Annotated in this window: 19 protein-coding genes; 9 read left to right on the top strand and 10 right to left on the bottom strand. The window is 66.3% G+C overall.

From position 1 onward, the window contains the following. Positions 1-14: 14 nt before the first annotated feature. Entirely contained in the window at positions 15-533 is a 519-nt protein-coding gene (locus AC07VS_RS10995) for a hypothetical protein (protein WP_494750955.1), read from the bottom strand. Beyond that, positions 530-1,039, bottom strand: a complete 510-nt coding sequence (gene def / locus AC07VS_RS10990) for a peptide deformylase (protein ID WP_492349920.1) — start codon at positions 1,037-1,039, stop codon at positions 530-532. Before def ends, AC07VS_RS10995 begins: the two co-directional genes overlap by 4 nt. A 169-nt stretch (positions 1,040-1,208) precedes the next feature. Between def and AC07VS_RS10985 the strand changes: the two genes are divergently transcribed. From AC07VS_RS10985 to AC07VS_RS10975, 3 genes are all read left to right on the top strand, one after another. Further along, the gene (locus tag AC07VS_RS10985) at positions 1,209-2,498 is read left to right on the top strand and encodes a LysM peptidoglycan-binding domain-containing protein (protein WP_492349919.1); all 1,290 of its coding nucleotides are present in this window, start codon (positions 1,209-1,211) and stop codon (positions 2,496-2,498) included. Between the two features lie 34 nt (positions 2,499-2,532). Further along, positions 2,533-3,726, top strand: coding sequence for a DNA-processing protein DprA (gene dprA / locus AC07VS_RS10980; RefSeq protein WP_494750963.1), 1,194 nt, complete (start codon positions 2,533-2,535; stop codon positions 3,724-3,726). A gap of 68 nt (positions 3,727-3,794) precedes the next feature. Then, positions 3,795-4,304 (top strand): Smg family protein, encoded by a 510-nt coding sequence (locus AC07VS_RS10975; protein WP_494655730.1) that lies wholly within the window; start codon positions 3,795-3,797, stop codon positions 4,302-4,304. Positions 4,305-4,337: 33 nt separating this feature from the next. Here the strand turns inward: AC07VS_RS10975 and AC07VS_RS10970 are convergent, their stop codons facing one another. The 5 genes from AC07VS_RS10970 to AC07VS_RS10950 form a co-directional block, all read right to left on the bottom strand. Beyond that, positions 4,338-6,758 (bottom strand): DUF1631 family protein, encoded by a 2,421-nt coding sequence (locus AC07VS_RS10970; protein WP_494655731.1) that lies wholly within the window; start codon positions 6,756-6,758, stop codon positions 4,338-4,340. Positions 6,759-6,790: 32 nt separating this feature from the next. Then, on the bottom strand, positions 6,791-7,744 hold the full coding sequence (gene secF, locus AC07VS_RS10965; RefSeq protein ID WP_492349916.1) for a protein translocase subunit SecF: 954 nt from the start codon (positions 7,742-7,744) through the stop codon (positions 6,791-6,793). A 62-nt stretch (positions 7,745-7,806) separates the two neighbouring features. Beyond that, positions 7,807-9,693: a protein translocase subunit SecD gene (secD, locus tag AC07VS_RS10960; RefSeq protein WP_492349915.1), complete on the bottom strand. Its 1,887-nt coding sequence runs from the start codon at positions 9,691-9,693 to the stop codon at positions 7,807-7,809. An 82-nt stretch (positions 9,694-9,775) separates the two neighbouring features. Then, complete coding sequence (yajC, locus tag AC07VS_RS10955; RefSeq protein ID WP_492349914.1) at positions 9,776-10,111, bottom strand: preprotein translocase subunit YajC; 336 nt, start codon at positions 10,109-10,111, stop codon at positions 9,776-9,778. A 262-nt stretch (positions 10,112-10,373) separates the two neighbouring features. Beyond that, positions 10,374-13,967 carry an indolepyruvate ferredoxin oxidoreductase family protein gene (locus AC07VS_RS10950; RefSeq protein WP_494750954.1) on the bottom strand — a complete coding sequence of 1,198 codons (3,594 nt, stop codon included), beginning with the start codon at positions 13,965-13,967 and terminating at the stop codon, positions 10,374-10,376. 343 nt (positions 13,968-14,310) lie between these two features. Between AC07VS_RS10950 and AC07VS_RS10945 the strand changes: the two genes are divergently transcribed. The 4 genes from AC07VS_RS10945 (at position 14,311) to AC07VS_RS10930 (ending at position 18,548) form a co-directional block, all read left to right on the top strand. Further along, positions 14,311-15,717: an alkaline phosphatase gene (locus tag AC07VS_RS10945; RefSeq protein WP_492349912.1), complete on the top strand. Its 1,407-nt coding sequence runs from the start codon at positions 14,311-14,313 to the stop codon at positions 15,715-15,717. Between the two features lie 38 nt (positions 15,718-15,755). Next, positions 15,756-17,192 carry an alkaline phosphatase gene (locus tag AC07VS_RS10940; protein ID WP_492349911.1) on the top strand — a complete coding sequence of 479 codons (1,437 nt, stop codon included), beginning with the start codon at positions 15,756-15,758 and terminating at the stop codon, positions 17,190-17,192. Then, complete coding sequence (locus tag AC07VS_RS10935) at positions 17,192-17,917, top strand: hypothetical protein (RefSeq protein WP_492349910.1); 726 nt, start codon at positions 17,192-17,194, stop codon at positions 17,915-17,917. The genes AC07VS_RS10940 and AC07VS_RS10935 overlap by 1 nt, the downstream gene beginning before the upstream one ends. A 127-nt stretch (positions 17,918-18,044) precedes the next feature. Then, on the top strand, positions 18,045-18,548 hold the full coding sequence (locus AC07VS_RS10930; RefSeq protein WP_492349909.1) for an Lrp/AsnC family transcriptional regulator: 504 nt from the start codon (positions 18,045-18,047) through the stop codon (positions 18,546-18,548). 31 nt (positions 18,549-18,579) lie between these two features. Here the strand turns inward: AC07VS_RS10930 and AC07VS_RS10925 are convergent, their stop codons facing one another. Together AC07VS_RS10925 and mltA are read right to left on the bottom strand one after the other, a co-directional pair. Next, the gene (locus tag AC07VS_RS10925) at positions 18,580-20,487 is read right to left on the bottom strand and encodes a PhoX family protein (protein WP_494750953.1); all 1,908 of its coding nucleotides are present in this window, start codon (positions 20,485-20,487) and stop codon (positions 18,580-18,582) included. Positions 20,488-20,613: 126 nt separating this feature from the next. Then, on the bottom strand, positions 20,614-21,855 hold the full coding sequence (mltA, locus tag AC07VS_RS10920) for a murein transglycosylase A (RefSeq protein WP_494750952.1): 1,242 nt from the start codon (positions 21,853-21,855) through the stop codon (positions 20,614-20,616). On the opposite strand from mltA, the gene AC07VS_RS10915 reads away from it, so the two are divergent. Continuing rightward, positions 21,788-21,928: a hypothetical protein gene (locus tag AC07VS_RS10915; RefSeq protein WP_492349906.1), complete on the top strand. Its 141-nt coding sequence runs from the start codon at positions 21,788-21,790 to the stop codon at positions 21,926-21,928. The two genes, mltA and AC07VS_RS10915, sit on opposite strands and share 68 nt — an antisense overlap. Positions 21,929-22,021: 93 nt before the next feature. Beyond that, positions 22,022-22,675, top strand: coding sequence for a YiaD family glycine zipper/OmpA-like lipoprotein (locus tag AC07VS_RS10910; RefSeq protein ID WP_492349905.1), 654 nt, complete (start codon positions 22,022-22,024; stop codon positions 22,673-22,675). Positions 22,676-23,526: 851 nt separating this feature from the next. Here the strand turns inward: AC07VS_RS10910 and AC07VS_RS10905 are convergent. Further along, positions 23,527-24,156 (bottom strand): response regulator transcription factor, encoded by a 630-nt coding sequence (locus AC07VS_RS10905; protein WP_027474691.1) that lies wholly within the window; start codon positions 24,154-24,156, stop codon positions 23,527-23,529. Positions 24,157-24,197 lie beyond the last annotated feature (41 nt).

The following is a 24,197-nucleotide window of genomic DNA, read 5'->3' as shown; positions in this document are numbered from 1 at the left end:
CCAGACGGCAGGTGTCATCCAAGGTGGTGCCCATTGGGCGGATTGCGAACCTGCTGGTAGATCACGCGGCGCAGCACGCCTTGGGGGTCCAGGTGCAGGTAGGCATAGAAAGGTTCGTTGAGATCGAGAAATTGATAGACCCAGACCGAGCCCTCGAAGCGGGCCACCTGATCGATGCGCAGCGGCTGGCCATACAGCAGACGGATGTCCTCGGCCCGGGTCTGGTCGATCACCATGTCAGCGTCGATGCGGCTTTTCAGCAGGGGCTGATCCACACGCCGCAGCCGGCCCTCGGCATCCAGGTCCAGGTTGTAGACCGTCACCCCGGCCGGCAGGAACGAATACTGCAGCCGCTCGCCCTGAGGCAGGGCGTAGCGGGCGGTGGGCTCACCCAACCGGGCCAGCACCTCGGCCCGGGTCGAGCCCAAAGGCTGCGACATCGGAAAGCGCGGCCCCACCCAACCCGCACAGCCTGCCAGGCCCAGCGCCAGCAGGCACGAAGCCAGCCCGTGCCGAGCCCGGAGCCCACTCATTCGCGGGCCTCGCGTTGCAGCTTGAGCATCTTGGTCTTGATGCGATTGCGCTTGAGCGGAGACAGGTACTCGACAAACACCTTGCCCAGCAAGTGGTCCATCTCGTGCTGGATGCAGACGGCCAGCAGGCCCTCGGCACTGATCTCGCGCGACTGGCCCTGGGCGTCCAGCGCCTTCACCCGCACTGCGGCAGCGCGTTCAACGCCGTCATAGATGCCCGGCACCGACAGGCAACCTTCGTCACCCACGTGGTGCTCTTCGCTGGCCCAGGTGATTTCGGGGTTGATCAGCACCAGCGGCTGATCCCGGTCTTCGGAGACATCGATCACGATCAGACGCTCGTGGAAATCCACCTGGGTGGCCGCCAGGCCGATGCCCTTGGCGTCGTACATGGTCTCGAACATATCGGCCACACGTTGTTGCAGGCGCTCGTCAAACGAGGTGACGGGCTTGGCCACCTTGTGCAGGCGGGGATCGGGGTAACAGAGAATGGGTAGAAGAGCCATGGCGTTTCGCAGCAGTTGTCGCTATTTTCGCCACTTTTGGCTTGCCCCTCCCGGGCTGGGTTCATTTTTCATTGCCCAATCAAGGGCTTGGGCGCAAAATCTGACCCGTTTTGTGACGTTCCGCCGGGTTGAAGCCGACCTTTGACGGCGGACCCCGGGAGCTGCAGGAATGCCAAAAGACCACCACCATCAGCCCGTGCGCAGCGATCGACGGCTGATCACGTTTTCCGCCCTCTCGATGCTGGGCCTTGCCGCTGTGCCCGCCTGGGCACAGCGCTACCCCGTCACCAGCGAACAGAAAGCCAGTGCCCAGCAGGCCGCCCAGAATGGTGTGCCTGAAGGCGAACTGTCCGCCAGCGCCCCCAACACCTACACGGTCAAAGGCGGCGACACCCTGTGGGGCATTTCAGGCGTGTTCCTGAAAAAACCCTGGCGCTGGCCGGCGCTGTGGGGCATGAACTTCGAACAGGTCAGCAACCCCCACCTGATCTACCCTGGGCAGACGCTCTACCTGATCCGCCAGAACGGGATGGCCCGCCTGAGCCTCAGCCCGGCCGACGGCTCGGCCGACATCCCCACCGTGCGGGTGTCGCCGCGCTCGCGCTACGAGTCGCTGGCAGACAACGCCCTGCCCACCCTGCGCAGCCACCTGATCGAGCCCTTCCTCGCAGAGCCCGTGGTGGTCGACGAAAACACCTTGCTGCAAGCGCCTCACATCGTGGCCGCACAGGACGACCGCGTGCTGATGAGCCGCGGCGACCGGGCCTACGCGCGCGGCGAAGCCAGCACCCCGCTGCTGATGGGCCCGGGCCTGCCGCGCGACTTCAGGGTGTTCCGCAGCGCGACCCCGATCAAGGACCCGAACGACGGCAAGATCCTTGGGTATGAGGCCCAGTACCTCGGGCGTGCCCGCTTGATTCGCGCCGAAGGCGCACAGGACGAGCCCGACGACACCCCGGTGGTGCGCCCCTTCCCGGCCAGCAACGTCAGCGAAGGCGGCTACCCGGCCACCAAGAAGCCACCGCCGCCCACCGAGATCATCCCGGCCTCGATCGACATCACCTCGATCAAGGAAGAGATCCGCGCTGGCGACCGCCTGTTGCCCGAGCCCCCCCGCCAGTTGATGAACTACGTGCCCCGGGCCCCTCAGGTGCCCACCGAGCGCGGCCGCGTGGCCTCGATCTACGGCAGTGCGGTGGCCAACGCGGCACAAAACCAGATCGTGGCGATCAACCTGGGCACACGCGACGGCATCGAACCCGGGCATGTGCTGGCCATCCTCAGCGAAGGGGCCCGCCTGCTGGACACCAGTGACGGCTCGCGCGCCCGCATGAAATTGCCCGACGAACGCAACGGCCTCCTGATGGTGTTCCGCTGCTTCGACCGCATCTCGTACGCGCTGATCCTGGAGATCAAGCAGGCCGTGCGTGTGGGCGACCGCCTGGTCAACCCCCTCTGATCGCGGCGCTCCACCCCCGGGGCCCGGCATGGCGCTGCAACGAGAAGAACTCCAGGCCTGGCTGCGCCTGACACTGAGTCCGGGCGTGGGCAACCAGAGTGCCCGGCGCCTGCTCGCGGCCCTGGGCTCGGCCGAGGCGGTGTTCGAAGCCCCCAGGGACCAACTCGGTACCCTGGCCACGCCCGCGCAGACCCAGGCCCTGTGCCAGCCTCCCGCGGGCCTGCAGACCCTGCTGGAGCGCACCTGGGACTGGCTGCAGAACCCGACCGAAGGCCTGTGTCACCAAGTGCTGACACTGGGCGACCCCGCCTATCCCGCCGATCTGCTGCAACTGGCCGATCCCCCCTTGATGCTGTATGCCCTGAGTGGCCGCCCCTTGCCCCCCAGCGACGCACCGCTGCAGGCCATGGCCGTGGTTGGCAGCCGCAACCCCAGCGCCCAAGGCCTGGAGAATGCACACGCCTTCGCCCACAGCCTGGTCGGCCATGGCTTCTGCGTGGTGTCCGGATTGGCCCTGGGCATTGACGGCGCTGCGCACGAAGGGGCCCTGAGCGCCGCGGCAGGCAGGCCCGACACCGCCCACGGGCCCACGTGGGCGGTGGTGGGCACCGGCCTGGACCGGGTGTACCCGCGCCAACACCGCGCGCTGGCCCACCGCGTGGCACTGCAAGGGGTGATGCTGAGCGAATACCCGCTGGGCACCCCGCCCCTGGCCGCCAACTTTCCCAAGCGCAACCGACTGATCGCGGCCCTGGCGCGCGGCACCCTGGTGGTGGAGGCGGCCCTGGCCTCGGGCTCGCTGGTCACGGCCCGTCTGGCGGCCGAGCAGGGCAAAGAGGTGTTCGCCATCCCGGGCTCGATCCATGCCCCGCAATCCAGGGGCTGCCACGCGCTGATCCGCCAGGGCGCCAAGCTGGTGGAAACCGTGCAGGACATCCTGGAGGAGCTGCCGTCGTCCGATTCACCCGATTCACCCCGTTCACCCGGTGTGCCCCAGCCCGAGCTGCCCGGCCTGGCAAGCCGCCATGAGGCGGCGGCCGAGGGCGCCCCCGCCACGGGCGACGAGGTGCTGGACGCGCTGGGTCAGGACCCCTGCACACTGGACACCCTGCAGGCCCGCTGCGGCTGGTCCACCCCGACGCTGCAGGCACGCCTGCTGACACTTGAGCTCAACGGCCAGATCAGCCGCCTGCCGGGTGGGCGCTTTCAGCGCATCGGCATGGCTTGAGTCCCGACCACGGCGCAGGCAAAGCGGGGCCAAAAGGGGGGCCCGGCGAACTCGGCTATATTGCCCGGATGATGGATGTTCTGGTCTTTGTGTACGAAAACTATGGGCGCAGCGACGCCTGCCCCGAACTGACTCAGCTGGGCCACAAGCTGACAGCGGTCGGGTTCGAGTCGGAGGAGATCGAGCAAGCGCTCGACTGGCTGGAGGATCTGCAGCAGACCGCCGCAGGCATGCGCGCCGTGCTGCCCCGCCCTGGCGGCAGTGGCACGAGCCCACTCAACCGTCCCCGTGTACAGGCGGCCCGTCAGGACAGCCTTCGAGCCTACCTGCCCCGCGAGATCGAGCACCTGGGCTCGGAGGGCTTGGGCTTTCTGCTGTTCCTGCAGGCCGCCAAGGCCCTGCCGACCGAACTGCATGAGGTGGTGATGGACCGGGCCACCGCCGCGCACGACCGTCCGCTGACGCTGGAAGAGCTGAAAATCATCATCCGCATGGTGTTCTGGCAGTTCGACCACGAGCCCAGTGCCTTGGTGCTGGACGAGCTGTGCCACGACCGCAGCACGCAGACGCTGCACTGATCCCAGGCCAACGCCGCCAAGGCCGGCCGGACCTCAGTTGAGCAGGCGTTCGGGGTTGGCGTCGAGCTTGGCCAGGGCGTCTCGGGTGGCCCGCAGGGTGAGGGTCTCTTCCTCCTGGGGCACCATCAACCCCGCCTGCAGATAGGCCGCCAGGCGGCGCAGCTGAATCAGGTAACTGCTGCCATCCATGGCCGCGAACAGGTGCAACTGGCGCCGGTCGCTGCGCCAGGCGTACTGCACCTGCTTGACCGAGCCGTTGTGGTCGAGTGAAAACCAGAGCCCGGTCTGCAATTCGAGCGCCCAGGCCAGCATGTCCTCGCTGGGCTGGGTGCCTCCGCCGGCCACCACGGTGAGCGCAGCACCATCCACCCCCAGCATCACCTCCAGGCTTTCTGCATCCAGTGGCAGTTCGTCCAGGCCCTCTTCGGTGACGTAGTCCTCAAGGTGGGTGAGGCGCTTGGCCATCGCGTCGATGGTGGCCTGCGGGATGGCTTCGGTCTTGGACAAAAAGGCATCCGCCAGCGTCTCGCTGAGGATCTTGATGTGGGCCTCTTGCGGGGCCCCGGTCACGCCCAGCATGGCCAGGCCCTTGCGCAAGTGCTGCAGCAGCATGGGCAGGTCATGGATCACACGGGCACGGTCAGAGCGATTGGGCTTGGCACTGGCGGCCCACACCAGATCGGCCGCGGCCTTCTTGAGCGCCACCGTGCTCTCGTGCTGCGGCCCGCTGCGAACGGCCGACAGGGCCAGCACCTCGGACCACACCTTGAACAGGAAATCCCGGATCTCGTCGCGCACCGGCATGTCCTTGAGCATGTTGCGCATCTCGATCGTGTACTGGATGGCCAGCGCCTCTTTCTGCTCCACCTGCTGGGCGACGGTCACCAGGCGCGCCGTCTTGCCTTTCTCGGTCAGGAAGCGGTTGAGGAACTTCTGGAACTCATCGTGCACCAGCTGGAACACACGACGCCCGGTTTCGGGGTACTGCTCGATCACCTGCACCACGCGACGGATCTCGGCCTCCAGGGCAGAGTCAGCGATGGTGTTGTCATCAAAGCCCAGCACGCACGAGCCCATGCGGTCGATCAGCAGGCGGGCCGGGTGGCTGAGGTTGTCAAAGAACTCGGGCTCGGCCAAGGCCACCCGCAGCACGGGCACCTGCAGCCTGGCAAACCAGACCCGGATCGCCGGCGGCAGACGTTCCTCAGACAGAATGCTCTGGAACATCAAGGCCACGATTTCGATGGTGGCCTTTTCAGCGGGGTTGGCCGTCTTCTTCTTGAGCTCGGCCGATTTGTCGCGCAAGGCGCCGGCCGCGGCTGCCACCCCGGCTGGGGTGCCCTCCATCATGAACAGGTTCTGCACCGAAGCCATGCGCTGGCCCACGCCCCCCATGCTGGCCCCCGTGGTCAACATGGGCATGAGGGCTTGAGCCAAAGCCTCACTGGCCGGTGCGCCACCACGGGCCACCATCAGCCCCTGCGCCAAACCCGCACCACCCACGGCCCCCACAGCGCCCGAGATCGAGCCCTGGGACGACAGGGCGGCGGCCACGGCGGGCACATCGCCCACCGAGCGCACCAGCAAGCGCTGCAGCTGGCCGATCAGGCCATGGGCCCGGGCCCGAGCGCGCATCAGCGGCGAACTGCCCGACAGGATCTGGGTCTCATCACCCCCGGTGCGGGCGGTGTGCAGGCGCCCAGGGCCATCACCGGACACGCCCGGACGCCCGCTGAGCTCTGCCGCGGACGACAGTGGCGCCGTGCCCGAGACGCCAGTCTCCATGACACCGGGCGAGGCCGGTGCCCGTTTGACCCTGCTGCGCAGGTCATCCGAAGCCACCACACCACGCTGTTGCAACCACTGGTTGGCCTGGCGGTAGGCCTCCTGGATCTGGGGCGCCAGAATTTCTTTGATGCGCTCGGACAACAGCAGCAACACGTCGCGGTTCAGGCCACTGGCCACCCATTGCTCGATCAGGTGCTGGCACAGGGTTTCCTGCCGCAGCACGTCATCGGCGCCCAGATCCCCCCCGCGAGGCAACTCCTGCAGCTTGCCGCGCAACTCCTGAAAGCCCGCGCCCACACGCTCGGACAAGGCCTGGGCCATGCGCGAGGCGGTGATCTGGTTGTCGAGCACATCGTCGCCCACCAGTTGCAGGTTCATCACGTCGAGCTGTGCGGTGCGCGGCGCTGAGGGCCCGGGCGGATGCAAGGCCTTCAGCCAGGCTGACTGCAAGCCTTCGACAAAAGCCTTGCGGTGCTGTTGCCAGCTCAGCCAGGCATCGCGGTGCAACTGCATGTCACGCGCCGTGCCTGTCTGGCTGGCCAGCGCCAGCAGCTGGGTTTCACAGGCCTCTGCCAATGCAGGCAGGCCCTGGACCAACACATCCACAAAGCGGCGGCGCACCTGGGCGCCCAGCTCTGGGGGTGGAGGAGAAGGGCTGAAGACCATCGCGGGGCGGTGAGAAACTCAGAACCAGGAACTCAGACCGTGGCACCCGCGTTTGGATCGTCAGGGTCACCTTCCTTGCGCACCGGACCTTTGATCAGATCCTCGCGCTTGATGCCCAGCCACATGGCAATCGCCGCGGCCACGAACACCGAGGAGTAGATGCCGAACAGAATGCCGATGGTCAGCGCCATCGCAAAGTAATGCAGCGTCTGACCGCCGAACAGCAGCATCGACAGCACCATGATCTGGGTCGATCCGTGGGTGATGATGGTGCGGCTGATGGTGGAAGTGATCGCGTTGTCGATGATCTGCACCGTGTTCATCTTGCGAAAGCGCCGGAAGTTCTCACGGATCCGGTCGAAGATCACCACCGACTCGTTCACGGAATACCCCAGCACAGCCAACACTGCTGCCAGCACCGCGAGCGAGAACTCCCACTGGAAGAAGGCAAAGAAGCCCAGGATGATCACCACGTCGTGCAGGTTGGCAATGATGGCCGCCACCGCGAACTTCCACTCGAAGCGGAAGGCCAGGTAGACCATGATGCCCAGCACCACCATGCCCAGGGCCTTGAGCCCATCGTGCGCCAGCTCTTCGCCCACCTGCGGACCGACGAACTCGGTGCGGCGCAGGCTGGCTTCGCCGTCCAGCGCCTTCAGGGCCACCATGACCTTGTCACTTTGCTGCGCCGAACTCACGCCCTTCTGGGCCGGCAGACGGATCATCACATCCTTGGAGCTGCCGAAGTTCTGCACCAGCACATCGTCAAAGCCCAGGCCGGTGACGGTGCTGCGCACCTTCTCGAGTTCGGGCGCCTGCACATAGGCCACGTGCATCACGGTGCCGCCGGTGAACTCCACCGACAGGTGCAAGCCCCGGGTCAGCAGGAAGAACACCGCCGCGGCGAAGGTGAGAAAGGAAATCACATTGAACACCAGCGCGTTCTTCATGAACGGGATGTCTTTGCGGATCTTGAAAAATTCCATCGCTTTGTCCTTGCTGGGCCAGTCCCCGACAGCGGGGCTGGCCGATCATCAGTCTTGCGGGCTCAATCGGCCTTGGCCACGGCCGTGCCGTCGCCATCAGGGCGCCACACCGTGCCAATGGCCACGGACTTGAGCTTCTTCTTGCGGCCATACCAGAGGTTGACCAGGCCACGTGAGAAGAACACGGCCGAGAACATCGAGGTCAGGATGCCGATGCAATGCACCACGGCAAAACCCCGCACCGGGCCCGAGCCAAAAGCCAGCAAGGCCAGGCCCACGATCAGCGTGGAGATGTTGGAGTCCAGGATGGTGGCCCAGGCACGGTCGTAACCAGCATGGATGGCCGCCTGCGGCGAGGCGCCGCTGCGCAGCTCCTCACGCACACGCTCGTTGATGAGCACGTTGGAGTCGATCGCCATGCCCAGCGCCAAGGCCATGGCCGCAATGCCTGGCAGGGTCAGGGTGGCCTGCATCATCGACAGCACCGCCACCAGCAGCAGCAGGTTCAGGCCCAGGGCCAGGCAGGAGAAGACGCCGAACATCATGTAATACACACACATGAATGCCACGATGACCAGGAAACCCCAGGTCACACTGTGGAAGCCCTTGGCGATGTTCTCAGCCCCCAGCGTGGGGCCGATGGTCAATTCTTCGATGATTTCCATCGGCGCCGCCAGCGAGCCGGCGCGCAGCAGCAGCGAGGTGTCTGTGGCCTCCATGGCGGTCATGCGGCCCGAGATCTGCACCCGGCCACCGCCGATTTCGGAGCGGATCACCGGTGCAGTCACGATTTCACCCTTGCCCTTCTCGAACAGGATGATGGCCATGCGCTTGCCCACGTTCTCACGGGTGACATCCTTGAAGATGCGCGAGCCCTTGGCGTCCAGCGTCAGGTTGACGGTGGGCTCCTGGGTCTGGCTCTCGAAGCCGGGTTGAGCGTCGGTGAGGTTCTCACCGGTCAGGATCACCTGCTTCTTGACGACCAGGGCCTGGCCGTTGCGGTCGGGGTAGCGCTCGCTGCCAAACGGCACCGGGCCGCGGCCGATGGCGGCAGCACCGGCATCCGAGCTTTCGTCGACCATGCGCACTTCCAGGGTGGCGGTTCGGCCCAGAATATCCTTGGCCTTGGCCGTGTCCTGCACGCCGGGCAACTGCACCACGATGCGGTCCTGGCCCTGTTGCTGGATCACCGGCTCGGACACACCCAGTTCATTGATCCGGTTGTGCAAAGTGGTGATGTTCTGCTTGAGCGCCATCTCCTGCACCTTGCGGGCAGCCTCGGGCTTGAGGGTGGCGGTCAGCTTGAAATCGCTGCCATCGGGCGACTCGACCATCTGCAGCTCGGGCAGTTGATCGGCGATCACAGCGCGGGCAGCCTGCAAGGTCTGGGTGTCACGGGCACGCACCTCGACGGCCTGGCCGTTGCGCGAAATGCCGCCGTGACGCACATTCTTTTCGCGCAACAGCGTGCGGATGTCACCCGACAGGGATTCGGCCTTCTTGGTCAGCGCCGCCTCCATGTCGACCTGGAGCATGAAGTGGACGCCGCCGCGCAGGTCCAGGCCCAGGTACATCGGGGCCGCACGCACGGCACGCAGCCATTCAGGGGTGCTCGACAACAGGTTCAGCGCCACCACATAAGAGGGGTCGCTGGCATCGGGCACCAGGGCGTGCTGCAGTGCATCCTTGGCCTTGAGCTGGTCGTCGGTGGTGTTGAAGCGGGCCTTGACGGAATTGCCGTCGAAGCTGGTGGCCTCGGCCTTCAGGCCGGCCGTGCCAAGCACCTCATCCACCCGCTTGAGCATCGAAGCATCCAGCTTGAGGGTGGCCTTGCCCGAAGACACCTGCACCGCGGGCGACTCGCCAAAGAAATTGGGCAGGGTGTAGAGCACCCCAAAGAGCGACACGATCAAGATGATCGCGTACTTCCAGACCGGATAACGGTTCATGATCGCGCAGGTACCTGACTAATGAAAAGACGCAGTGGCCACCCACCGGGGGTTGGCCACCGCTGGAATCGCACGGTGTGGCTTACTTCACCGAGCCCTTGGGCAAGACCTGCACCACGGCGCTGCGCTGGATCTGCACTTCGACGCCAGCAGCCACTTCCAGGCTCAGATGGGTTTCACCCATCTTGGTGACCTTGCCCAGCAGGCCACCCGAGGTCACCACCTCATCGCCCTTGGCCAGCGCTTCGATCATGGTGCGGTGCTCCTTCTGGCGCTTCATCTGGGGGCGGATCATCACGAAGTACAGCACCACGAACATCAGCACCAGCGGCAGCATGCTGGTCAGCGACGACATGATGTCGCCACCGCCGGCGGCAGCAGCGGGGGCAGTCTGGGCAAAAGCAGAAGAAATGAACACTGAGAACTCCACAGGGGGTAACAAATGAGAAAGCCCGCAGGCTGACCGCAGCGAGGCGGGCAGGCGGGTGCTGGCAAGATTGTATGTCGGGCCGCTGCGGCGGCAATCGGGGGGCCAATGCCCCCACAGCAAGGCCGGCCCGGGCCGCGCCCACCGGCGGGTCCGGGACAAATCCGAGCCCGGCAGAGGGCCTTTGTAGCGTCCATGGACGCGCTGAGGGCAGGGCCGGGCGGGGCCGGCAACCCCGCCACACCCAGGGGCATCAGGCCGCCTTGCGGGCAGCGCCACCCTGGCGCCACTCAGCCAGCAATTGGCTCCAACGCTGGCGGGCCGCCACGAGATTGCGCTCCTTGACGTGGCCATAGCCCTTGATCTGCTCGGGCACCTGGGCCAGATCGAGCGCCAGGGCATGGCGCTCGGCACTCAGGCCCGCGCACAGCTCCTCAACCAGGGCCTGGTACTCGGTGATCAGGGCGCGCTCGGTGCGGCGCTCCTCGGTTCGGCCGAACACATCAAAGGCCGTGCCACGCAAGCCCTTGAGCCGGGACAGCAGTCGGAAGCCCGTGAGCATGGCCGGACCGAAGGTCTGCTTGACCAGGTGGCCCTTGGCATCCTTCTTGGCCAGCAACGGCGGCGCCAGATGGTAGTTGAGCTTGTAGTCGCCCTCGAACTGCGCCGCGATGCGGGCCAGGAAGGCCGGGTCGCTGTGCAGGCGGGCCACCTCGTACTCGTCCTTGTAGGCCATCAGCTTGAAGGCCTGGCGGGCCACGGTCTCGCTCAGCGCGGTCTTGCCCAGGGCGGCCTCGGCCTGCTGCACCCGGCCGACCAGGGCCCGGTAGCGCTCGGCATAGGCGGGGTTCTGGTAGGCCGTCAGGAACTCGACCCGGCGCGCCACCAGCGACTCGACCGTTTCGCGCGGCTTGAACTGCACCACCTGGCTGGGGGCCAGCACCTGGCGCACCAGCGCCGGGTCATGCGCGGCCAGACGCCCCCAATGGAAGGCGGTCTTGTTGGCCTCGACCGCCACCGCATTGAGCTCCATGGCCCGGGTCAGGGCCGCCAGGCCCAGCGGAATCCAGCCACGTTGCCAGGCATAGCCCAGGATCATGGGGTTCACATACAGGCTGTCGCCCATCATGCGGGTGGCCAGGGTTTCGGCATCGAAGGCGCCCAGGCCTTCACCCACCGCCCGCGCGATCTGGGCGGCGCAGGCCTCGGCCGGGTTCTGCCAGTCGGTGTTGCGCACGAAGGCGGCGGTGGGCGTGCTGTGCGAGTTGAGCGCCACATGGGTGCGGCCCTCGCGCATGCGCATCATGGTCTCCTTGCCTGCGGCCACGAGGGGATCGCAGCCCAGGATCAGGTCCGCCGCGGCCATGCCCACCCGGGTGGTGCGGATGTCGTCCTGGCGTTCGCCGATCAGCACATGGCTCCAGGTGGCGCCCCCCTTCTGGGCCAGACCGGCCGCATCCTGGGTGACGATGCCCTTGCCTTCCAGGTGGGCGGCCACGCCCAGCAGTTGCCCGATGGTGATGACGCCAGTGCCGCCCACACCGGCCACCACGATGCCCCACACCCCGCCATGCTCAGGCGTCAGGGTGGGCAGCGTGGGTTGAGGCAGTTGGGCCAGTTCGAATGGCGACGGGGCCTGACCCTTGGCCTTTTTCTTGAGTTGGCCACCCTCCACCGTGATCAGGCTGGGGCAGAAGCCCTTGAGGCAGGAGGTGTCCTTGTTGCAGCTGCTCTGGTTGATGGTGCGCTTGCGGCCGAATTCGGTCTCCAGCGGCTCCACGCTCAGGCAGTTGGACTGCACGCCGCAGTCGCCGCAGCCTTCACAGACCAGCTCGTTGATGACCACCCGCTTGGCCGGGTCGACCAGGCTGCCGCGCTTGCGGCGGCGGCGCTTTTCGGTGGCGCAAGTCTGGTCGTAGATGATGACGGTGGTGCCACTGAGTTCGCGGAACTCGCGCTGCACGGCATCCAGGGTGTCGCGATGCTGGATGGCGATGCCCGCGGGCAGGCCCTGAACGCCCGCGTACTTCTCGGGCTCGTCGGTGACGATGGTGATCTTCTGAGCCCCTTCGGCACGCATGCTCTGGGCAATCTGGATCACCGAGTGCCCTTCGGGGCGCTCGCCTACCTGCTGGCCGCCGGTCATGGCCACCGCATCGTTGTAGAGGATCTTGTAGGTGATGTTGACGCCGGCCGCGACGCTCTGGCGCACCGCCAGCAGACCACTGTGGAAATAGGTGCCGTCGCCCAGGTTGGCGAACACATGCTTTTCGGTGCTGAAGGGCTGCTGGCCCGTCCAGGGCACGCCCTCACCGCCCATCTGCGTGAAACCGACGGTGGCGCGGTCCATCCAGGTGGCCATGAAGTGGCAGCCGATGCCGGCCATGGCGCGCGAGCCTTCGGGCACCACGGTGCTGGTGTTGTGCGGGCAGCCCGAGCAGAACCAGGGCTGGCGGTCGGCGCCCTTGACGCCCGCCACCTCGATCACGTTCAAGGCGCTCTGCTTGGCCTCCAGGATGGCCAGTTGGGCGTCGATGCGGGCCGTCAGATCGGCCCCGGCGGGCAGCAGCCCCAGGCGACGCAGGCGCTTGGCGATGGCCCGCGCGATCAGGGCGGGGGTCAGGTCGGCATTGGCCCGCAGCAAGGTGTTGGCCGTGGGGTTGGGGCGGGCCCACTCACCGCCGCTGAAGTCACCCTCGCCTTCATCGAACTTGCCCACCACATTGGGGCGCACATCGGGCCGCCAGTTGTACAGCTCTTCTTTCAGCTGGTATTCAATGACCTGCCGCTTTTCCTCGACCACCAGGATCTCCTGCAGGCCGGTGGCGAATTCACGGGTGAGCTGGGCCTCGAGGGGCCACACCACGCCCACCTTGTGCAGCCGGATGCCCAGGGCCCGGCAGGCGTTGTCGTCCAGCCCCAGGTCCAGCAGGGCCTGGCGGGTGTCGTTCCAGGCCTTGCCGCTGGCCATGATGCCCAGGCGGTCGTTGGACCCCTGCACGGCGGTGTAGTTGAGGCGGTTGGCGCGGATGTAGGCCAGGGCGGCGTACCACTTGGTGTCGAACAGGCGCGCCTCCTGGTCCAGCGCATGGTCGGGCCAGCGGATGTGCACGCCGCCCGGGGGCATCTCGAAATCGGTGGGGATCTGGATCTGCACCCGGTCCGGGTCGATCATGGCGGTGGCACTCGACTCGACGATCTCCTGGATGGTCTTCAGGCCCGACCAGACGCCGGCGTAACGGCTCAGGGCAAAGGCATGCAGGCCCAGGTCCAGGATCTCCTGCACCGTGGACGGGAAGAACACCGGAAAGCCGCAGGCCTTGAAGATGTGGTCGCTCTGGTGGGCGGCGGTGGAGCTTTTCGAGATGTGGTCGTCACCGGCCACCGCGATCACGCCCCCCCAGGGCGTGGTGCCCGCCATGTTGGCATGCTTGAACACATCGGAGCAACGATCCACGCCCGGGCCCTTGCCGTACCAGATGCCGAACACGCCGTCGAATTTCTGCGTGCCGGGCGGCGCAAAACCCAGTTGCTGGGTACCCCACAGCGCGGTGGCGGCCAACTCTTCGTTGACCCCAGGCTGGAACACGATGTTTTGCGCCTTCAGGTAGGCACTGGCCTTCCACAAAGCCTGGTCATAGCCCCCCAGTGGGGAGCCCCGGTAACCACTGATGAAGCCCGCCGTGTTCTTGCCCACCTGCGCATCACGCAGGCGCTGCAGCATGGGCAGCTTGACCAGGGCCTGCACCCCGCTCATGAAGGCCCGACCGTAGTCCAGGCTGTACTTGTCATCCAGCGTCACGGTTTCCAACGCGCGGCGGATGTGTTCGGGCAAAGGGGCGTTCATGGCTTGTCTCCTGGTGGGCCGACTCGGGCGGCCCTGGGCGGGATTTTTCAGAAGTGGACGGGTGGTAACAAACGCCACCACCGGCTCGGGAAAGTGTATGCGGCCTGCTCTGATAAGTCTTTGCTAATAGTGCCCATGAAAGGCGATGAAAATTCAATATCTTTCTCAAATCGACTTACAAAGAAAGATTCATTCCAGATTGGAAAAAAATCAGCAATTTCCAAAATCACAACCCAGCACCCGGAAAGGCCAAATACCAATAGCAACCCTGGGGCTGTCACAGCACTTTCATGAAGAAGTTACAAATTTAAAGACTTTGTAAAGACCCCTTGCGGAGTAACTCATGAAATCCTGGTTGATCGCGTCCACCCTGGCGGTGGCCACCCTGACGGCCTGCGGCGGCAGCAGCAGCACCCCGCCCAAGAACGTGCTGTTCTTTCTGGGCGACGGCATGGGCCTGACGACCCTGACCGCCGCCCGCATCTACGCGGCCGGTGAAGACGGCAGCCTGACCATCGACACCCTGCCCGAAAGCGCCTTCGTCAAGACCTACTCGGCCGACGCCCAGGTCACCGACAGCGCGCCCTCGATGTCGGCCTACATGACCGGTGTGAAGATGAACAACGAAGTCATCTCGATGAGCCCGGACACCTCGGCCTACAACAAGACCAGCTTTGCCGACTACGTGTCGGGCGCCGACAGCACCTGCCCCACCAGTGGCAATGGCAACAGTGTGCCCACCTTGCTGGAGATCGCCAAGGCCAAGGGCCTGGCCACCGGCGTGGTGACCACCACCCGCATCACCCATGCCACCCCGGCCGCCACCTACTCCCACATCTGCCACCGCGACGGTGAAAACAGCATCGCCGCCCAGATGGTGCCCGGTGGCAGCGGCTACAACAGCGCCCTGGGCGATGGCGTGGACGTGGTCTTCGGTGGCGGCCTGCGCCACTTCCAGCCCAAGGGCAGCACCGGCAGCAGCCGCAGCGACAGCCGCGACCTGGTGGCCGAGATGAAGAAGGCCGGCTACAGCTTTGCAGGCTCGCGCACCGAGTTCAACGCCCTGCCCGCCAGCGGCAAGCTGTTGGGCCTGTTCACGTCCAGCCACATGTCCTACGACCTGGACCGCGACAGCAGCAAGGAACCCAGCCTGGCCGAGATGACCACCCGCGCCATCGACCAGCTCAAGGGCAACCAGGCCGGCATGTTCCTGATGGTGGAAGGTGGCCGCATCGACCATGCGCTGCACGAAACCACCGCCCGCAAGGCCTTGCAAGACACCGTGGCTTTTGACAACGCCATCAAGGCCGCCATCGACAAGATGCAGGCCCTGGACCCGGGCCTGAAGAACACCCTGATCGTCGTCACCGCCGACCATGACCACACCCTGGTGCTCAATGGCTACGCTGCCCGCACCGGCAAGACCTCGGACAGCAACCCCGGCGTGCTGGGCCTGCTGCGCAGCTATGTGGACGGCCTGCTGTCCAAGGACACGGGTGGCAATCCCTTCACCATCATCGGCTTCGGCAACGGCGAAAACCGCCAGGCCACCCGCACCGCACTGACCGATGCCCAGGTGTTCGACAAGACCTACCACCAGGAAGCCACCATCCCCGTGGCCGCAGGCAGCGAAACCCACGGCGGCGCCGATGTGTTCCTGGGCGCCATCGGCAAGGGCGCCGACAGCTTCACCGGCGTGATCGAGAACACTGCCGTGTTCGGCCTGATCCGCAATGCCATGGGCCTCTGATGAGCGCCGCCACACACCCCCGATCTGGAAACACCGCCATGAACCCCTTGAACCTCTCCCTGCCCCGTGGCCCGCGCTTTGCCCAGCGACTGCTGGCCCTCACCCTGGGCGCGCTGTGCGCCGGCCAGGCCTTCGCCGCTGGCGAAGCCAAGAACGTGATCTTCTTCCTCGGTGACGGCATGGGCCCGGTCACCGTCACCGCCAGCCGCATCTACAAGTACGGCGAATCGGGTCAGTTGACCATGGAGACCTTGCCGCGCACCGCCCGCATCAAGACCTATTCGCTGGACGCCCAGACCACCGACAGCGCCCCCTCGATGGCGGCCTACATGACCGGCGTGAAGATGCGCAACGAGGTGCTGTCCATGGACGGCAACACCCTGGCCATCAAGCCCGGCACCGACACCAGCGTGAGCCCGAGCGTGAGCAACGCCATCAACAACTGCCCGGCCACCGGCAACGGCGCCAGCGTGCCCACCCTGCTGGAACAGGCCATTGCCGCCGGCAAGGCCACCGGCGTGGTGACCACCGCCCGCCTGACCCACGCCACCCCGGCCGCCACCTACTCGCACATCTGCCACCGCGATGCCGAGTACCACATCTCACGTCAGGCGGTGCCCGGCGGCGCCGGCTTCAACACCGCGCTGGGCAAGGGCGTGGACGTGATGCTGGGCGGCATCAGCTACTTCTGGCGCCCGTTCAACGCCACCACCACCCCCAAAGGCCGCCCCGACGGGCGCGATCTGGTGGCCGAGATGCAGGGCCAGGGTTACACCTTCGTGAGCGACCTCACCAGCCTCAACGCCGCACCCAACGGCCGCCTGCTGGGCTTGTTTGACCAGGCGCTGTCGCAAGGCCACATGTCCTACGAGCTGGACCGCGATCCGGCCAAGGAGCCCAGCCTGGCCCAGATGGCCACCAAGGCGGTGGACGTGCTGTCGAAGAACGGCAACGGCTACTTCCTGATGGTCGAGGGCGGCCGCATCGACCACGCCCTGCACGGCACCAACGCCAAGCGCGCGCTGGCCGACACCATCGCCTTCGACGACGCTGTCAAAGCCGTGCTGGCCAAGGTCGACCTGAGCAACACCCTGGTGGTAGTGACGGCCGACCACGACCACACCATGGCGTTCAACGGCTACTCGCACAAGGGCAACGACATCCTGGGCAAGAGCACCAACAACCGCACCAAGCAGACCGCCCTGGCGGCCGACGGTAAGCCTTACACCACCCTGGTGTTCGGCAACGGGGGCGGGCCGCGCAAATCGGTGCGTGACGACCTGAGCAACGTCGACACCTCGGGCAACAAGGACTACCTGCAGGAAGTCGGTGTGCAATTGGGCAGCGCCGGCTCGGAAACCCACGGCGGCGGCGACGTGATGCTGTTCGCCACCGGCGCCGGCAAAGCCCCGTTCAAGGGCACGCTGGACAACACCCGCGTGAACACCCTGGTGCGCCAGGCCTTCGGCTTCTGATGCGCGCGGCGTCCACAAAGCCCCGCTCGTCACGCCGCCACCTGCTGCAGGCCGCGCTGGCCTGCGGTCTGGCAGCCACCGCACCCTGGGCCGGCGCCCAAGGCGCGGTCCAAGGCGTGGGCACGGGCCCCAGCCTGGACCTGCAGGTGCGCCACACCAGCATTTCGCTGGGTGCCGATGGCGTGAAGCGCACGGCAGAGTTCAGCGAACGGGTACACCGGCGCCCGCAGATGGTGTGGATCGAACGCGTGATCCCGCCGCATGCGCACTCCGAGGAAGAGCACGCCAAGGGCCACCAGGCCCACAAGCACCTGGACGTGGCGGCCGCCGCTCGCTGGGTCACCCGCGACGAGCGCGGCGAGCCGCGCCTGCGGCTGGTCTCGGCCGAAGACAAGGTGGTGATCGACATTGCCCGCACCGACTATGGCAACGTGGGGTTTGACGGCTCCTGGCCCGCCGCCTGGCACCTGATCGACCCCACCGTGCTGCAGCAGCTCAAGGCGGCCGCGCCAGTGGGCGACACCACCACCTACACGCGCCAGGACGCCCACGGCCGCCTGACCGTGGTCTGGAACCACAAGCTGATGGTGCCGGTGAGCGTGGAGTCGAGCGGGCCCCAGGGCTCGCGCAAGACCGTGGTGCAGACCATCGCCGCCCCCGCCACCCCGCCCTGGACCCGGCTGGACGGCTACGGCAAGAAGGACTACTCCGACTACCTCGACTGAGTCCACCGAGGCTTGCCCCCCAGGCCGGCGCCCAGCGCCGGCCTTTCTTTTTCTGTTTGTCGGCTATGCTGCGGCCCTCGTCCCTTCCATTCGACCCTTCCTTTCGCACTTTTCGCCGTCTCACCCCGTGGACTCCCTCGATAAATTCGACATCGCCATCCTGAGCGAACTGCAGGCTGATGCCCGGCTCACCAATGCCGAGCTCTCGCAGCGTGTGGGCCTGTCGGCCGCGCCCTGCTGGCGCCGCGTGCGGGCGCTCGAAGAGGCGGGCTACATCAAGGGATATCGGGCCGAGATTGACCGGCACAAGATCGGCCTGGGCGTGCTGGCCTTTGTGCGACTGGACGCCGAGCGCAACACCGGCGACGCCACCAAGCGGCTGGAGGACGCGATCCGCCAGCTGCCCGAGGTGATCAGCTGCCACTACATCAGCGGCACCGGCACCTTCGAGCTGCAGGTGGTGGCGCAGGACCTGGACAGCTTTTCGCGCTTTGCGCTGAAAAGCCTGATCAACCTGCCCAATGTGAAAGACCTGCACACCAGCTTCTCGCTGGGCGAGGTCAAGGCCAGCAGCGCGCTGCCGCTGGGGCACCTGACGCCGGCCGGGGGCAGGGTCAACACCCCCCGCTGACCCGACCGGCAATGCCGGCCGATTAAACCGATCAGGCCTGAGGCGTGAGCCCCGTCAAGTAGCCGACCGAGGCGCCGAAGCGGTCCTTGAAGTTGGCGCGCACCAACGGGTCCAGCGTGTCCCTGACCTTGTCATGCAAGGGCTTCTCCCAGTCGCCCGGGTGTTGGAAGTTGCTCATGACGTAGGTCCAGCCGTTGATCTCGTCCACCGCGTGCAGGCCGGTCGATTCGGCGCCCGAGGGGCAGGACAGGAGGCGCGTGAGCTGTTTCGTGTCCACGTGGTAGGCCCACAGGAAGTTGTTCACGTGCATGCCGCTGTCCTCACCGATGAACAGGGTGCGCAGCTTCTCGGAGAACTTGATGTTGTCGGGGTTGGCAATGTGGTCGGCATGGGCCAGGTTACCCAGCGCGTCGGGGGTCTTCAGATCCACCCCGACCAGGGCGGCCGGGGGTTCCATGTGGGTGGACACCCAGTCGCTGTCGATCGCCTGGCCGCTGCTGTCCTTCTGACCTCCCTGCAGGATGTGCTCGTAGACGGCGCCGGCCTTGGGGCCTTGCACGCGGATGCCACCCGAGCCATCCAGCATGCTGGCCTGGACGTAGGACATGGCTGAATAGGCGCGCTTGTCCTTCGCATTGACCGTGGTGCCCTCCATCTTGGTGAAGCCCAGGCTGCCGCCGACCAGGGCGGCATAGCGGTGGGTTTCGAGGAAGGCGGCGGCCTTTTCCATGCCAGGCTTGAGCTTGACCCAGTTGAACTTGCCGTTGAAGGGGATGCGGGTGTAACTGGCGTCAGCCGGGTCGCTGGTCTTGACGTCCATGATGTCGCCGGGGCGGATGCCGCCGTCCACCAGGGCATGGATCTCGGCGCTGCTCGCATGGCCCAGACGGATCCAGCCGATGTCACCCGCCCCCGGGCCCACGCCCGAGGTCTGCTTCCAGGTGGCCACATACAGCGTGCCCGAGGAGAGGTCACGCGGACGATCGGCCACGAACATGAACAGGCCACCGTTGGTGGCGTCGTCCCCCATCAGCGCCGTGCGCTCGTCGGGCATCACCTGCACCAGCTCGTGCGAGAGGCGGCCCATGCAGTAATGCTTGGCGATGCGCCCCGTGCCATCGGGCAGCACCGTCACCTCGGGCAGGTGGCCATAGTGGTAAGGGTTGGCCTTGGCTGGGTCGCCATACAGGTTCTGGCTGAAGGCCTTGAACTGGGCGTTGCTGGCCACGGCGAAGGCATCGGGTTCGTACTCTTCGCTGGACAGGTGCGTGTTCCAGGGCGACAGGCTGGCGCCGCAGGTGATCCACAGGCCCTGCACGCCCGAGGTGTCCACATTGTGGTACTTGACCACGCTGAGGGCGCCGGTGGCGGGGTTCTGATCCAGTGTGATCACGGCGATCGGCGAGGGCAATTGCCCGTAGGTGGCGGCACCGGCCTGGTTGCGCGTGGCGTATTCGAACTGAACCACGGCAAACACCGTGTTGCCCTTGACCCCCGCCACCTGGGCCTTGGGCAGGGTCAGCAGCGAGGAACCATCGGGGCAATCGGAATAGAAATGACGTTCGCGCCCAGGCACCGAGCGGTCCAGGATGGGCTGGTTGCGGATGTCGTAGTACCCCCCCGCCAGCACCTGGCCGCCTTGCCCGTCGGGCAGCATTTCGCCGGTCATGAAGAAGGGCTGGTAAGCCAGGGCCTGGGTACGCTGACTGCCGTCGGCCAGGGTCACGCTCAGGGCCGACTGCACGGTCGTCGTGGCCATGGCCTGCGGGTGGGCCAGCGTGGGCGCGGCCATGCCTTCAAAACGCACCGAACGGAAGGCGGCCGGGCGGGCCGCCGGGGTGCTGGCACAACCTACCAGACCGCCCAGGGGAAACAGGGGCGCGGCGGCCAGGGCGCGCAGCAATTGGCGGCGTGAGGCGGTGTTTGAATCTGCGGACATGGGACGATCTTTCCAGTTGGGGTGGGCGAGACTGCAGGCCAGGACAGGACAAGCCCGGCCAAGCCGGGCAGCCTAGGCCACCGTCATGACAGCTTCATGACCCCTCCGGAAAGACCGGGCCGGCGCTCAGCGCGGCCACAGCGCCCACAGGCGCAGCGGCTGCTTGAGGCGGCCGGCCAGTTCGCCGGCATCGGCCCCCCAACCGGCAAAGTAGTCGGCCCGCACCGCACCGATGATGGCGCTGCCCGTGTCCTGCGCCAGCACCAGGCGCTGCAGCTGGGCGGTGGGCCCGCTGGAGGCCAGCCACAGTGGCGTGCCGTAGGGGATGTTCTGCCGATCCACCGCAATCGAGCGGCCCGGCGTCAGCTCCACGCCCTGGGCGCCGCGCGGGCCCTGGCTGGCGTCGCTGCTCGACAAGGCCTCCTCACGGAAGAACACGTAGCGCGGGTTGCTCCACAGCAGCTCGTTGGTGCGCTGCGGGTTCTGCGCCAACCACTGGCGGATGCCGGGCCAGGTGGCGTCGCGGGTCTGGCCCTGGTCGAGCAGCCAGCGCCCCACGCTCTTGTAGGGCTGGTCGTTGGTGCCGGCAAAGGCCAGGCGCACCAGGCGCTGCGAGCCATCGGGCTCGGTGATGCGCAAACGGCCTGAGCCCTGGATGTGCAGCACCAGGGCCTCCACCGGGTCGGCGATCCAGGCAATCTCGCGTCCGCGCAAGGCCGCCTGGGCCTCGGGCAAGGTGTCGATCTCCTGACGGGTGTACCAGGGGCGGCGCTGGTTGAGGGTGGCAGGGGCGCGGTACAGCGCCACGTTGTAACCATTGCCAGGCAGGCGACTGGCCGGGATCACAGGCTCGTAATAGCTGGTCAGCAGGCCCTCGGCCTGGCCTTCCAGGCTCTCCACCCGGTAGGGTTGCAGACGGCGCACCAGCCAGCCCAGTTGCTCCTCGGGCGTCGCGATGCTGAGCTGGCGCACTTCGCCGCACAGCGGGGCAAACACGGGGCCGGGGCGCTCGCAGCTCTTGATCCAGGCGTTCCAGGCCTCGAACAACGGGTCTTGCCCCAGGCCGGGCAGCTCGGCCCAGCGCACCGGCACCCAGCGGCTGTTGCCCTGCACACGCGGCGGGGGCAAGGGGCGGCTTTCGTCCTCGCTCAGCGTCCAGCCGGGCAGGGGCGCTGCGGGCTCACCGGTCGGGGCCGGGGGGGTGGCCGGGGCCGTCGGGCTGCTGGGGGGCGGGCTCGCGCACGAGGCCAGCATTCCTACAATGACGGCCGTCACCGCCTTCCACAGGAGTCTTTTCATCATGGGTCTGATTTTGCTTGAAGCCCTGCTGGCCTTGCTGGTGCTGGTGGCGATTGTCTGGTGGACCATGTTTTCGGGTCGCCGCGGAGGTGAACCGTCGCGCACCGAGGACGCAGAAGCCGAAAAACCACACAAAAAATAGCACTTTGGGCCGGGCACTGCGCGGCAATTGCGCTTACAACGCGGGTTCACCGTCTGTTCAATGACGGTCTGTTGATCAAGGAGAGAACCCCTCATGCGCAAGCACACCCCATCCTCATTCATTCTGATCCCCGTGCTGGCCGCTGCTCTGCTGAGCGGCTGCGCCGACATGAGCGAAAACCAGCGCCGCACCGGCACAGGCGCCGGCATCGGCGCCCTGGCCGGCGCGGTCCTGAGCTCGGCCACCGGGGGCAACGCCGGCACCGGGGCGGTGGTGGGCGCCGGCATCGGCGCCCTGGGCACCTACATCTGGTCGCGCCACATGGACGAGCAAAAGCGCGCCATGGAGCAGGCCACGCAAGGCACGGGCGTGACGGTGGTGCAGACCGCCGACAACCAGCTCAAGCTCGACATCCCGAGCGACATCTCGTTCGACACCGGCAGCGCGGTGGTCAAGCCCAACCTGCGCCCCATCCTCGACCGCTTTGCTGAAGGCCTGCGCAACAACCCGCGCGCCGAGGTGCGCATCGTGGGCCACACCGACAGCACCGGCAGCGATGCCGTCAACAACCCCTTGTCGCAGGACCGTGCCGCCAGCACGCGCGACTACCTGGTGGCCCGCGGCGTGCCTTTCGACCGCTTCATGGTCGAGGGCCGGGGTTCGCACCAGCCGGTGGCCAGCAATGACACCGCGGATGGGCGGGCGCGGAATCGGAGGGTGGAGATTTTTGTGGGTGAGAAGGGGTAAAGGGTCATCCTTCGGATTGAGGCGGGCTGCATCTGGATGATGTGCCTTGTCCACTGGGTTGTGGTCTTGTTGCGCCGCTGCGCTCTGTTCCATCTGCTGCTTGTTTCAGGGCGGAGGCCGGGATTGCGCCCCGGCGGGCGCCTCACTTTCTTTGCTTCGCCAAAGAAAGTAAGCAAAGAAAGGCGACCCGACGTGCACGCCCTGCTGCGCAGGGTCCGCTGCGCTGCTCAACTTGGGCGGGGTCTCGCTAAACTCGCTGCGCTCAAACAGACGCGAGCCCTTTTTCCGCCCAAGTCTGCGCTGCTCGCCGTGCCCGACGGGAGGTGAGGGTCGGGAACCAACGGCTGCTGCTGCGCAGCGACGCCTGTTTGTTTCAATCAGAAGGCGCGGCTGCTTCGCAGCGCGGGGACGCACAGACGCTCTGCCCGACACAACCAACACCGACTCACCGGCGCCGCTGGATGCACAGAAACCAATGAATTCGGCGTGACGTTTGCAAGCTCGCCCGCACCCGTTCCCGCTTGCCCCGTGGGGCAGGGCCGAGCAGCGCAGTGCCAGGGGGATCAGGCCCCGCGTCTGTTTGAGCGCAGCGAGTTTAGCGGGGACCCCCCTGGCGCGAGCAGCGCAGGGAACCACGAAGTGGCCCTGACTTCGGGTCGCCTTTCTTTTGGGTACTTTGCTTTGGCGAAGCAAAGAAAAGTGCCTCGGCCGCCGGGACGAACCCCCGGCCTCCGCCCTCAAACAAAGAGCAGAAGCCACAGAGCGCAGCGGCAAGACAAAGCCTTCAATCAATGAACAAGGCAAACCATCCATTGCCACCCAAGGCAGACAAGCTCAGTGGCGAAGCCACATCACCCCAAACTCCTCAACAAATTAGCCAACTCAACAGCCGACTTGACATTCATCTTGTCAAACACCCGCGACCGGTGCACCTCCACCGTCCGCACACTGATGTCGAGCTGATCCGCAATCAACTTGTTAGGCAAGCCCTCCACCACCAGCCGCATCACATCGCGCTCCCGCTCGGTCAGCTCCGTCAGCCGCACCTGCAAGCCCCGGTGCTGCCGGTGTTGCGCCAGCACCTCGGCCGAGCGCTGCAGGGCCTGCTCGATGCGGTCGACCAGGGCATTGTCAGAAAACGGCTTTTCGCAGAAGTCGAAAGCCCCGCGCTTGACCGCATCGACCGCTGTCGGCACATCAGCATGGCCGGTCAGGAAGATCACCGGCATGGCCGCCTGCAGGCCGCGCTCGATCAGTTGGTCGAACAGCGCCAGCCCGCTCATGCCGGGCATGCGCACATCGAGCAGCAGACAGCAAGGGTGGCTGGGGGCCGGGCGCGAGCGCAGGGCGGCGTCAAACTGCTCGGCGCTTTCGAACACCTCGCTGAGCAGATGGCGCGAGCGCAGCAGCCAGGCCAGCGCGTCGCGCACTCCGGCGTCGTCATCCACAATGAAAACGGTGGCGTCGGGCGAGGGTTCCATGAGGATCGGTTCCGTCGGATCAGAAAAAGAAAACAGGGTGG

It is taken from the genome of Curvibacter sp. GW821-FHT01G03 (assembly GCF_059422285.1).
Note: the sequence above shows the minus strand (reverse complement) of the source record. Positions and strands in the feature narration are given on the sequence as shown.